Raw genomic sequence first — 11,923 nt, forward strand, 5'->3', positions numbered from 1 at the left:
ACGGCCACGCCTCCCATGTCGCGTCCTTCGTTGATCTCGCTCGAACGCCTCCAGCCCTGGCTCGCCGCCGGGTGGCTGCTCTTTTGTATTCTGACGGCCATGACACTCGTCCGGCTCGTTCCCGGCGCGCGCATCGACACCAACATCCTCTCCCTTCTCGCTTCCGGCGGGCAGCCCCGCGACACCGACATCAACGCCGCCTGCGCCCGCCGCGTCGAACAACAACTCCTCTGGCTCGTCTCCGCGCCGCCCGGCAACCCCTCGGAAACCGCGCCCGCGCAGTGGTGGTTCGAACAACTTTCCCTCCTTTCCGAACTCACCCCGCCCTCCGGTCTCCTCACCGACGATTACCAGACCGCCTGGGCGCGGCATCATCACCGCCACCGGGCGCAGCTTCTCGACACCCGTTCGCTGCAACGGCTCGAACAAGGCCCCGACTCTTGGGCCGCCTGGGTGCTCTCCCAGGTTTATTCCCCGCTCGCCGGCGTCGGCTCCGCCGAACTCGCCGCCGACCCGCTCCTGCTCGTCCGCAGCGCGCAACTCGCCGCGCTCGGCGACGCCTCCGCGTTTCAACTCAACCAGGGCTGGCTCACCTGCACCGATCCCGACGGACGCCCCTGGCGGCTCATCCGCTCCACGCTGCGCGGTTCCAGTTTCGACACGGGAACCATCCACTCGCTCACCGGGCGGCTCGACGCGCTAGAAACTGAGTTTCAACAACGCTGGCCCGGCGCGCAGATCCTGCGCCGGGGTGCGCTCTATTACAGCGACTATGCCTCCCGCCAGGCCGAGCGCGAAATCGCCCTGCTCGGCGCCATCTCGACACTCGGCATCACGTTCGTTTCCTGGCTCCTGTTTCGCTCCTTCCGGCCCATTCTCCTCACGGTGCTCTCCACCGCCATCGGCCTCGCCGCCGGGCTCGCCGGCGTGCTCCTTCTCTTTGGCAACATCCACGTTATCACGCTCGTCCTCGCCACCAGCATCATCGGCGTGTCCGAGGACTATGCCGTGCATTATCTGGTCGAGCGCATGCGCCACGGCCGCGAGGAAACCCCCGCCGGCAGCCTGCGCCGGCTGCTTCGCGTGCTCCTCCTCGCCGTCCTCACCAGCTCCGCCGCCTACATGGTTCTCTTCGTCGCGCCCTTTCCCGGGTTCCGCCAGCTCGCCGTCTGCGCCATCCTCGGGCTCGTCTGCGCCTTTGGCACCGTGGTCTGCTGGTTCCCCCTTCTCACGAAAAAAATTTGCGGCCACGACAAGAACGCCGCGTTCAACGCCCTGCTCGCCTCCTGGCTCCGGCTCTGGCGCGACAACCGCCTCCTCCGCATCGGACTCCCCGCGCTCCTTGCCGTTGTCGGGCTCGCCTCCGTCCTGACCCTCCGCATCGACGACGATGTTTCGCTCCTCCAGGGTTTCCCGCCGTCGTTTCGTGAAAACGAACAGCGCATCGCCGCCCTCACCGCGCAGGATGCCGACACCCGCTGGTTTCTCGTGCGCGGAGCCACCGCCGAGCAAACGCTCCAGCGCCTCGAAGCCCTCGAACCGCATCTGCTGGAGGAGCAACGCGCCGGGCGCATCCGCTCCGCCCGCCTCCTCACGCGTTCGCTTCCCTCGCTCGCCCGCCAGCGCGCCGCGCACGACGCCCTCGCCGCGTCCGCTCCCTCCATCCTCGACCGTCTGCGCGAAGCCGGCCTCGAACCTCCGCCCGCCTCCGGCGTCATCCCGCCCTTTGATCCGCTCACGCCCGAAGCCTGGTTCGCCTCCCCCGTGAGCGAAGGCTGGCGCCTGCTTTGGTTCCCCGATCTCGCCGCCACCTTTGCCGCCATCGTCCCCGTTTCCGGAGCTGCGCCCGGCTTCGATCCGCCCGCCATCGCCGCCCGCGTGGAAGGCGTCACCTGGCAGGACCGGCGCGCGGAGGTCAGCGAGACGTTCGGCACGTTTCGCTCGCATCTGGGTCTGCTCCTCGCCGGCTCACTGGCCGTCATCGCGCTCGTTTTTGTGGTTCGCTTCGGACCGCGTCACGGCATTCGCAGCCTGCTGCCGCTCCTCATCGCCGTCGGCGTCGCCCTCGCTCCGCTCGCCTTCCTCGGGAATCCCTTCAACCTGTTTGGCATGTTCGCGCTCATCCTCGTCGTCGGCATCGGCGTCGATTACGCGCTCTTCTTTTCCAATCCGGCCTGCGATCCGGACACGGCCATGCTCTCCATCCTCACCGCCACCCTGACCACGTTGATCGGCTTCGGCGCGCTGGCGCTCAGCGGCACTCCGGCCATCTCCAGTTTCGGCCTCGTCCTCGCCACCGGCATCGCCACCGCCCTGATTCTCTCTCCGCTTGCCCGTCCATCATCCTGAATCAAAACGTGTCATTATATTTTAATTACAAAACCGCCGTTTTCTCCATCGCGCTCGTCCTGCTCCTGTCCGCCTGCGTGACCCGGCCGGCCGGCCGCGACGCCTCCCCGGAGCCTGTTGCCAACCTCGACCCGCGCACCCGCGTCACCCTGCCTTCGCCTGCGCTGACCTCCCCCCCCCCCCCCCTCCATCGCGAGCAACTCCTGCGCTCCACCGTCAACGGACGCACACACACCCTGCATGCCGTGCTCGATGCCGACGGTCGGAAACTCACCCTCGCCGGTCTCAGTCCGATGGGTCTGCGCCTCTTTCTGCTCACCTATGAGGACGGCCGCATCACTGCCGAAAAACTCCCCGCCCTCCCCGCCAGCCTGCCCCCGCCCGCGCAAGTCCTCGCCGACATCATGCTCGCCTGGTGGCCCCTCGAATCCTGGGCGCCCCGCCTTCCCGCCGGCTGGACGCTTGCCGACGACTCGTCTGCCCGCCGCGTCCTGCGCGACCCCGACGGCAATCCTGTCGCGGAGATTCATTACCGCGAAACCGGTCCGGCCGCCGCGCCACGCCGCGCCGATCCCATCCTTGTCCGCCATCATTCCTTCGGATACGAAATCCATCTCACCACACTCACCGATGACTAAACCGCAGGCCGCGTCATGATCCACATCCAGGCCGCCGCCCTCATCAATCCACTCGGCGCGACACCCGCCGCGATCCTCGACGCCCTCTCCACCGACGCGCCTCCGCCCGGCATGACGACCTCCACCCGCTGGCTCGCCAACGGCGCCGCCTGCCGCGTCGGGGAAGCCCCCGGTCCGCTGCCCGAAATCCCCCCGGAACTCGCCGCGCACGACACGCGCAACAACCGCCTCCTCCTCGCCGCCCTCGCTCAAATCCGCCCCGCGCTCGACGCCCTCCTCGCCCGGCATTCGCCCGGGCGCATCGCCGTCATTCTCGGCTCCAGCACCAGCGGCATCCTCGAAGGCGAACTCGCCGTCCGCCACCACCACGAACACGGCACCCTGCCCTCCGCCTACCGCTACGCCCAGCAGGAACCCGGCGACCCCGCCCGCTTTCTCGCGGCCCACCTCGGCCTCACCGGTCCCGCCTACACGATCTCCACCGCCTGCTCCTCCAGCGCCCGCGCCCTCCTCAGCGCGCGCCGCCTCCTGCGCGCCGGAATTGTCGATGCCGTCATCGCCGGCGGAGCCGACTCCCTCTGTCAGTTAACCCTCAACGGATTCAACAGCCTGCAAGCCCTCTCGCTCTCGCCCGGCGGCACAAAACCCTTCGCCGCCGACCGCGACGGCATCACCATCGGCGAAGCCGCCGCGCTCCTCCTCCTCGCCCGCGAACCCGGCGACCGGCCCGGCACCCTGCTGCTCGGTGCGGGCGAGTCCTCCGACGCCTGGCACATGTCCGCCCCCCGCCCCGACGGCACCGGGGCGGAGGCCGCCATGCTCGACGCCCTCCGCGACGCCGGCATCGATCCCGCCCGCGCCCACGAAACCATCGGCTACATCAATCTCCACGGCACCGGCACCCCGCTCAACGACAGCATGGAGACCGCCGCCGTGTATCGCCTTTTCGGTGACCGCATCCCCTGCGGCAGCACCAAGCACCTCACCGGCCACACCCTCGGGGCCTGCGGAGCCACCGAGGCCGCCCTCTGCCACCATCTCATCCTCTCGCCCCGCGCCACGCTCCCCCGCCAGCAGCTTGCCCCCGCAGAACGCGACGCCACGCTTCCCCCCGTCGATCTCGTCACCCGGCCCGGACGCCCGCTCTCGCCCCGCGCCATTCTTTCCAACTCATTCGCCTTTGGCGGCAACAACGCCGCCCTCATCCTCGGCCCCGCCTGACACCTCAAGCGCCTTCACAAAATGCCGGATACACACGACGCCACGCTCGATCTTCCCGCCGCCGACTATCTCCCGCACGAATCCCCGATGCTCTTCGTGCAACGGCTCCGCGCCGTCACGCCCGACATCGCGATCTGCGACACCGTGCTCGACGACGCCACTTTCTCGCCCTTTGCCGGCCCCGGCTCGACCGTGCCCGCCGCCCTGCTCCTCGAAATCATGGCGCAGACCATCGGCGTCTGGTCGGGCTGGCACTGCCGCGCCGCCGGGCAGCCCGTCCAGCCGGGCCTGATCCTCGGCTGTCGTGATTTTTCAACTACCGCCGCCGCGCTTCCTCCCGGCGCATCCCTGCGCTGCTCCGCCCGGCGGATATTTCAGGACGAGGACACCGCCACCTTCGAGGCAACCGTCACGCGCGACACCTCCGCCATCGCCTCCGCCACGCTCACCACCCGCCGCATCACCTGGTCTCAACTCGAAACCCTCCTTGCCCCCGCTCACTGACATGCCCGCCGCTGCCACCACCGCCGCCCTCCCCCCCCCTCCCCCGCGCACCTTTCTTGTCACCGGTGCCAGCAAAGGCATAGGCCGTGCCATCGCGCAACGACTCGCCCGCGACGGACACTCCATCATCGTTCACTATCACAACGACGAACCCGGAGCCCGCGCCACGCTCGCCAGCCTTGCCGCTCCCGACACTGTCGCCACTCCGTCCTTCGATGTTGGATGTTCGACGTTGGATGTTGGACGTTCGCCGGAGGCGCACCGCCTGCTCCGGTTCGACGTGCGCGACCGCGCCGCCTGCGCCGCCATCCTCGAGGAGCACGTCTCCGGCCACGGTCCCCTTTACGGCGTCATTCTCAACGCCGGCATCGCGCGCGACGGGGCGTTCCCCTCCCTCTCCGCCGAAGACTGGGACGATGTCCTCCGCACCGATCTCGACGGTTTTTACAACGTCCTGCATCCCGTCCTCCCCGCCATGATCGCCGCCCGGCGCGGCGGGCGCATCGTCACGATCTCCTCCGTCTCCGGCCTCACCGGCAACCGCGGCCAGGTCAACTACAGCGCCGCCAAGGCCGGTCTCATCGGCGCGACCAAGGCCCTCGCCGTCGAACTCGCCCGCCGTCGCATCACCGTCAACTGCGTCGCCCCCGGCCTCATCGACACCGGTATGCTCGACCTCGAACCGGGCCTGCTCGAACAAATCGTCGAGCACAACATCCCCGCGCGCCGCATCGGCACGCCCGATGAAGTCGCCTCCCTCGTCGCCTGGCTCGCCTCCGACGAATCCGCCTACGTCACCCGTCAGGTCATCTCCATCAACGGCGGCATGCTCTGAGACATCTCGCCCCGGACAGTCCGTCCTTGCACTTCCGCGCCGCCCTTGTTGCAAGAACCCCCGCCCGGCACCATGTCTCTCAACACCACGAACACCACCTCAACAGACCTCCGTCGGGTCGCCATCACGGGCATGGCCGGCATCACCGCCTTCGGCAACGACTGGGCGGCCATCAAACCCCGCCTGCAAGCCCGCCGCAACGCCGTCGTCCGCATGCCCGACTGGGATTCCGTCGCCGGCCTCAACACCCGCCTTGCCGCCCCCATTCCCGACTTCACCCTGCCTCCGCACTACACCCGCGTGCAGACCCGCGCCATGGGCCGCGTTGCGCAACTGTCCACCGTTGCCACCGAATTCGCCCTTGCCCGCGCCGGGCTTTTGGGCGACCCCGTCCTGACCAGCGGACGCACCGGCATCGCCTATGGCTCCTCCACCGGAAGCACCGCCTCCATCCGCGATTTCGGGCGGCTGCTCAACGAAAACGACACCGGCGCCATCACCGCCACCACCTACGTCCGCATGATGCCGCACACCACGGCGGCCAACACCGGCCTCTTCTTCGGCATCCGCGGACGCCTCATCCCCACCTCCAGCGCCTGCACCTCCGGCAGTCAGGCCATAGGCTACGCGGCGGAAGCCATCCGCCACGGATACCAGACCGTCATGGTCGCCGGCGGAGCCGAGGAACTTTGCGTGTCCGAGGCCGTCGTGTTCGACACCGTCTTCGCCACCAGCCAGCGCAACGACGCCCCATCCACCACTCCACGCCCCTTTGACCGCAACCGCGACGGCCTCGTCATCGGCGAAGGCGCGGCCACCTTCATCCTCGAAGATTACGAACACGCCCGCGCCCGCGGTGCCGCGATTCTCGGCGAGATACTTGCCTTCGCCACCAATTGCGACGCCACCCACATCACCCAGCCCAACCGCGAGACGATGCAGACCTGTATCCAGTCTGCCATTGCGCAGTCCGGCCTCGCCCCCTCGGACATCGGCTTCATTTCCGCGCACGGCACCGCCACCGACCGGGGCGACATCGCCGAGTCGCACGCCACGCACGCGCTTTTTGGCGACCGCACGCCCATTGCCTCCCTCAAAAGCTACTTCGGGCACACCCTCGGAGCCTGCGGCGCGCTCGAAACCTGGCTCACTCTCGAAATGGCCCGCGACGGCTGGTTCGCCCCCACCATCAATCTCGACGATCCCGACCCGGCCTGCGCCCCCCTCCGGCACGTCACCGGCTCCGGGCTCCATCTCGACACCGCGCACATCATGTCCAACAATTTCGCATTCGGCGGAGTGAACACCTCGCTCATCATCCGCCGGACGCAATAAACCGCAAACCGTCAACATTACCTGTCATGAAGAAAACCATCCGTCTCATCGGTCTCGTCTCCCTGCTCTTCGCCGTCGCCCTTGGTATCTCGGCCTGCAGTTCCCCAACACCCGGCACGGCCGCGCCCGTCGTTCTCAACTACAAAAGCTCCATTTCCGACGACGTCATCAAGTCTGCGGTGATCTCCGCCGCGACGAAGCGGCACTGGATCATCACCTCCGAAGCACCCGGCCGGGTGGAGCTCAACTACAAAGGTTATCCCTCCACGGTGACCTGGAGCAACGGAGTGGTGTCGATCAGCGATTCCGGTCGCCATCGCAAGACCCGGGGCTGGGCGACGAATCTGCGGACCACGATCCAGTCCGAAATCGTGGAGCAAACAACCCGGTAACAGCGCTGAACTTACAGCGCTTCCGCGTAGTGCGAGGTGGCGCCCGGCGAAAGCGCGGACTCGACTTTCGGGCGTTTGACCTTCTCACCTTACGGTTTCGTCTGCCGCTCCCATGCCCGACCCGATTCCCGCCGCCGCCGTCAGCAATGTTGTTCGCACGCCTCCGGATTGTTCCGGACGCGGGGGGGGGGGGGGGCGGGCGTGGCCGTGGTGGCTGGGGCTGACGCTCGCGTTTGCCTTCGTCATCGGGCACACGCTCATGATCAACCATTACCTCGACCGCGCGACGGCGCAGCGGTTGTCGGACGAGCCGGTAATGAGCGCAAAGTTGTCGCGCATCGTGCCCGACGCGGGGCTCGATGGCATGACGTGGACGCGCGAGATCGTCGAGATGCACGAGCGCGGCGAATGGCGACTGCGACACACATTCACCGACAACGCGCCAGCGGGACGTCCCGTTTACTGGAACTCGGGCTGGGCCTGGTGGCACCTCGGCTGGGCGTGGCTGCACCGCTTGTGTTGCACGGATGAGAAGGGGGTTGGGAAAAAAATTCCCTGGCCCGCCGCCATCGAGTGGGCGGCGGCGTGGGTCAACCTGCCGACGTTATTGCTGACGGTCACAGGGTTTTCGTGGTGGGTGATGCGACGCTGGGGCGCGGCGGCGGGCGGGTTGCTGGCAGTGGCTCTGGTGGGGTCGCACACGTTTTACGAAGGGTTTTCGCCCGCCTATAACGACCACCACGGGTTCGTGAACGCGGGTCTGCTGGCGTTGGTGCTCGGGGCGGTTTTTGGTGTTTTGGGCTGGCGCCGAGGCGGGGGGGGGGGGAGGAGTGGCGCGGGCGTCTCGCCCGCTGTAGGGGCGTCGCTTGCGACGCCCGCGCCCGCCATTCGATGCCACGTCCTGCATACGCGGGCTTCGCAAGCGAAGCCCCTACAACGGAGTGCCGCAAGCGTGATGCCGGCGGACCGGCGCGCGGCGCGTATTGGATTTCTCATTTCGGCACTCGGCGGGGCGGCGGGGTTGTGGATCAACGCGGCGTCGGTCGTCATTGCCATCGGGTTGACCGGTGTGATGGCGGTGCTGGCGGCGGCATTGGCGGGGAGGGCGGGAGGTGGATTGCGCGCGCAGGGCATGGTGTGCGAACCGGGCCTGTGGCGGATGTGGGGACGTTGGGGCGCGGCGGCGAGCGTGGTGCTGTTTCTCGTCGAGCAGTGCCCGGACCGGCTGCTGGCGTGGCGGCTGGAGGTCAATCATCCGTTGTATGCGCTGGCGTGGTTGGGCGGCGGTGAATTGGTGGCGCTGGCGCTCGAACATCTCGGCGGCGTGCGCTGGAGCGCGGGGCGCTGGCGGCGGGCAGCGCTGGCGGCGGCGGCGGTGTGCGTTGTTCCAATGGTAATCGTGATCTGGCGCGAGCGGGTGTTTGTGCCGCTCGATCCGTTTGTGGCCCGCATTCACCAGAATATCGGTGAGTTCCTGTCGCTGCCGTCGCGGATTGCGGAGCTGGGGTGGCGGCGGTTTTTGGATCAGACGGTGCTGCGGGTGCTACTGTTTATTCTGGCCGCGGTGACATTGTGGCGGATGCGGCGCCAGCCGGTGGCGGTGCTGGTGCTGTCGTTTGCGCTGGCGGTGGCGTTGCCGATGTACGCGATGGGCTGGTGGCAGATGCGCTGGATGCTCCCGGCAAGCGTTCCGCAAATTGTGCTGGCGGTGGCGATGCTGGATTTGTGGCTGGGCGGATCGGCGGCGGCCCCGGGCAAGCGCCTCCGTTCTGCATTGGTTTTGTTGACGGCTGCGGTGTTGTTCGTGCCGATGCCTGCGTTGCTGGTGCGGGGCTGGTGGCGGACGGAGCAGCAGAAGGGCGTTCATGCGGGGGAGGCGATGTTCCTGCTCTACCGCGACATCGCCTCGACGCTGCGCAGCGACCAGCCGCAGGGCCGCATCGTGCTTTTGTCCAATCCCAACGCGTCGGTGTCGATGGGCTACTTCGCCGGCCTTGAGACGATCGGCACGTTGTATTGGGAAAATCAGGACGGCCTGCGGACGGCGGCGCGCATCCTTACCGCGTTGAGCGCGGGCACGCCGGGCGAGGTGGCGGAGGCGGAACGGCTGGTGCGGGCGCATGGCGTCACGCATGTGGTGGCGGTTGCCGGGGCGGACTTTTCAGGGGCCTACTGGATGTCGCTGCGCCCGGATGAACCGCTGCCGGCGAGCGACCAGTTGACGAGTGGCAATGCGCCGGTGTGGCTGCGTCCGATCCCGTATTCGATGCCGCCGCAATTTCGGAAGCGGTTCAAGCTGGTGCCGCGTTTGTATGCGGTGGATTTTACGCAAACGGAGGCCGAGGCGCATTATCGTGCCGGGCTGGCGGCGCTGACCCTGCTGCGTTCGGGAGAGGCGGAACGGAGGTTTGACGCCGCGCGTATTGCTGCGCCGGATACGCCGCAGCCGTGGTTGCGGCTGGCAGAATTGCGGCTGGCGGCGGGCGATGCGCCGGTGGCGCTGAGGGCGATGCAGGAGGGCATCGCGCGTTCACCGGCGGCGATGCGCGAGCAGCTTTACATCGACGCCTCGCGGATATTCCAAACGGCGGGCGCGACGAACGAGGCGAACGCACTGCTGGACTTGGCAATCAAGGCGGGGGGGGGGGGGGGCGGGCGGTAACGTCCCGCCCGCGCCACGGGTTACGCTCTCGCGGATTTGGGGGCGTCGAGAATTTCCTTGAGGAGAATCGCCTGGCGGAGGCTGTGACGGTCGCGCAGCGAGGCGGACAACGACACGGGGATGGGGGCGAATCCTGACGAGGCGGGCGTGGTGGTCTTGGTTATGCGGGCGGAGGCGGCTTCGCGGGCCTGGCGAAGCGCCTCGGCGCGCTGGCGTTCGAGCGAGGCCAGTTGCTCGGCCATCTGGCGCTGGCGGTCGCGCACGGCCTCTTCCTCGTCGGTGTCGTAGGGGTTTTCGTGATACGCGGGCTCCGGCTGGGCGGGAAGCGGCGGGGGCGTGCGGGGAAGGGGAGGGGGAGGAGTGGCGGCGGGACGCCGGACTTCGCCGCCGGATTCAGCGGCGCGGCGTTCGGCGATCTTGCGGCGAATCTCTTCTTGAATACGGCGGGTGCGTTCCGCGTCCTCGGCGTCGTGTTGCTGACGGGCCACGGGACCGGGCTGTGCCTGGCGCTGCGCCTGTCGTTGGCGGCGCTGTTCCAGCGCCTCCTCGGCGGCGCGCTTCTCAGCGGCGGCCTCGCGGCGCTTTTGTAGCCAAAAGGCAATGACGCCGGCAATGACGAGGATGATTTGTATGTGGTCGAATATCCAGTCCATGGGGAAATAGTAGCGAGTAGTGAGTAGCGGGTAGTGAGTAGAAAGACAGCAGCGGGTGGTGAGTGGTCAACAGGAGTGGTGTTCGCGTGATGCTCGCTACTCGCTACTCACGACCCGCTACTAAATTCACTTTTTGTCGTCGGTGGAGATGGATTTGCGCATGGCGGTGTCGGACTGGATGTTCTCCATCTTGAAGTAGTCCATGACGCCGAGGTTGCCCTTGCGGAAGGCTTCGGCCATGGCGAGCGGGACTTCGGCTTGGGCCTCGACGACCTTGGCCTGCATCTCTTGCACGCGGGCTTTCATTTCCTGTTCGAGCGCGACGGCGGCGGCGCGGCGGATTTCGGCCTGGGCCTGCGCGATGGACTTGTTGGCCTGCGCCTGGGCTTCCTGGAGTTGGGCGCCGACGTTTTCGCCCACGTCCACGTCGGCGATGTCGATGGAGAGGATTTCGAAGGCGGTGCCGACGTCGAGGCCGCGCGCGAGCACGGTCTTGGAAATGCTGTCGGGCGATTCGAGGACCTTTTTGTAGCTGTCAGCCGAGCCGATGGTGGTGACGATGCCTTCGCCAACGCGGGCGATGATGGTGTCTTCTTTCGCGCCGCCGACGAAGCGGTCGAGGTTGGTGCGCACGGTGACGCGGGCCTTGACCTTCACTTGGATGCCGTCGCGCGCGACGCCGTCGATGGTGGTGCGGCCGCCTTCGGGATTGGGGCAGTCAATGACCTTGGGATCGACGCTGGTGCGCACGGCTTCGACGACGGATTTGCCGGAGCCTTTGGTGGCGAGGTCGATGGCGCAGGCGCGGCGCCAGTCGAGTTCGATGCCGGCTTTCTGCGCGGCGATGAGGGCTTGCACGGTGGGCACGATGTTGCCGCCGGCAAGGAAGTGGGCCTCGATGTCGTTGATTGAAATATCGATGCCGGCCTTCTTTGCGGTGATGCGGGTGTCAACGACGAGGCCGTAGGGCACCTGGCGCAGGCGCATGGCGACGAGTTCGGTGAAGCCGACATACGCGCCGGCGAGCCAGGCGCGGAGCCAGACGCTGAAGAAGGAGAAGACGATCCCGGCAATGACGAGAAGCGCGATGCCGAGGGCGATGTAGAGGATGGTCCAGATGTTGAGCATGGTGGTTTAGGTGTTGTTGTTTGAGTTGTGGTTGATGGTTGGCGTGAAAAAAAAAGACGTGCGAATTAGTGTTTGGGCGAAGATGGCGTGGCCGGGTGGCCGGGTGGCGGGACGGGCGGGAGGTAAACGGGGGCAGTGACGATTTCGACAGGTTTGTTGAGGTCGTTGTCGGCGTCGAGGCCGGGGAGGGCGGCGGTCGCTGTCGC

The 11,923-nt window shown here is 67.4% G+C and carries 10 protein-coding genes; 8 read left to right on the forward strand and 2 right to left on the reverse strand.

Features of this window, described 5'->3' with window-relative positions; genetic code table 11:
• Positions 1 to 15 precede the first annotated feature (15 nt).
• The 8 genes from OBACDRAFT_RS10820 to OBACDRAFT_RS10855 all read left to right on the forward strand — a co-directional run bounded on the left by OBACDRAFT_RS10820 (position 16) and on the right by OBACDRAFT_RS10855 (position 9,936).
• On the forward strand, positions 16 to 2,349 hold the full coding sequence (locus OBACDRAFT_RS10820) for an MMPL family transporter (protein WP_052361687.1): 2,334 nt from the start codon (positions 16 to 18) through the stop codon (positions 2,347 to 2,349).
• A gap of 8 nt (positions 2,350 to 2,357) precedes the next feature.
• On the forward strand, positions 2,358 to 2,987 hold the full coding sequence (locus tag OBACDRAFT_RS28180; protein ID WP_052361691.1) for a DUF3261 domain-containing protein: 630 nt from the start codon (positions 2,358 to 2,360) through the stop codon (positions 2,985 to 2,987).
• Positions 2,988 to 3,002: 15 nt separating this feature from the next.
• Positions 3,003 to 4,208, forward strand: coding sequence for a beta-ketoacyl-[acyl-carrier-protein] synthase family protein (locus OBACDRAFT_RS10830; RefSeq protein WP_043585442.1), 1,206 nt, complete (start codon positions 3,003 to 3,005; stop codon positions 4,206 to 4,208).
• A gap of 21 nt (positions 4,209 to 4,229) precedes the next feature.
• Positions 4,230 to 4,712, forward strand: a complete 483-nt coding sequence (locus OBACDRAFT_RS10835; RefSeq protein WP_052361693.1) for a hotdog family protein — start codon at positions 4,230 to 4,232, stop codon at positions 4,710 to 4,712.
• A gap of 1 nt (position 4,713) precedes the next feature.
• Positions 4,714 to 5,547: a 3-ketoacyl-ACP reductase FabG2 gene (locus tag OBACDRAFT_RS10840; RefSeq protein ID WP_052361694.1), complete on the forward strand. Its 834-nt coding sequence runs from the start codon at positions 4,714 to 4,716 to the stop codon at positions 5,545 to 5,547.
• Positions 5,548 to 5,619: 72 nt separating this feature from the next.
• On the forward strand, positions 5,620 to 6,882 hold the full coding sequence (locus OBACDRAFT_RS10845) for a beta-ketoacyl-ACP synthase (protein WP_052361707.1): 1,263 nt from the start codon (positions 5,620 to 5,622) through the stop codon (positions 6,880 to 6,882).
• Between the two features lie 26 nt (positions 6,883 to 6,908).
• Positions 6,909 to 7,274: a hypothetical protein gene (locus tag OBACDRAFT_RS10850; RefSeq protein WP_043585444.1), complete on the forward strand. Its 366-nt coding sequence runs from the start codon at positions 6,909 to 6,911 to the stop codon at positions 7,272 to 7,274.
• A 112-nt stretch (positions 7,275 to 7,386) separates the two neighbouring features.
• On the forward strand, positions 7,387 to 9,936 hold the full coding sequence (locus OBACDRAFT_RS10855) for a tetratricopeptide repeat protein (RefSeq protein WP_198529879.1): 2,550 nt from the start codon (positions 7,387 to 7,389) through the stop codon (positions 9,934 to 9,936).
• A 20-nt stretch (positions 9,937 to 9,956) separates the two neighbouring features.
• Here OBACDRAFT_RS10855 and OBACDRAFT_RS10860 read toward each other — a convergent pair whose 3' ends face one another.
• A complete protein-coding gene (locus tag OBACDRAFT_RS10860; protein ID WP_043585446.1) occupies positions 9,957 to 10,589 on the reverse strand; it encodes a hypothetical protein in 633 nt (210 codons plus the stop codon).
• A 126-nt stretch (positions 10,590 to 10,715) separates the two neighbouring features.
• Complete coding sequence (gene floA, locus OBACDRAFT_RS10865; protein ID WP_043585447.1) at positions 10,716 to 11,717, reverse strand: flotillin-like protein FloA; 1,002 nt, start codon at positions 11,715 to 11,717, stop codon at positions 10,716 to 10,718.
• Between the last annotated feature and the right edge of the window lie 206 nt (positions 11,718 to 11,923).

Source organism: Geminisphaera colitermitum TAV2, assembly GCF_000171235.2.
GTDB lineage: Bacteria > Verrucomicrobiota > Verrucomicrobiia > Opitutales > Opitutaceae > Geminisphaera > Geminisphaera colitermitum.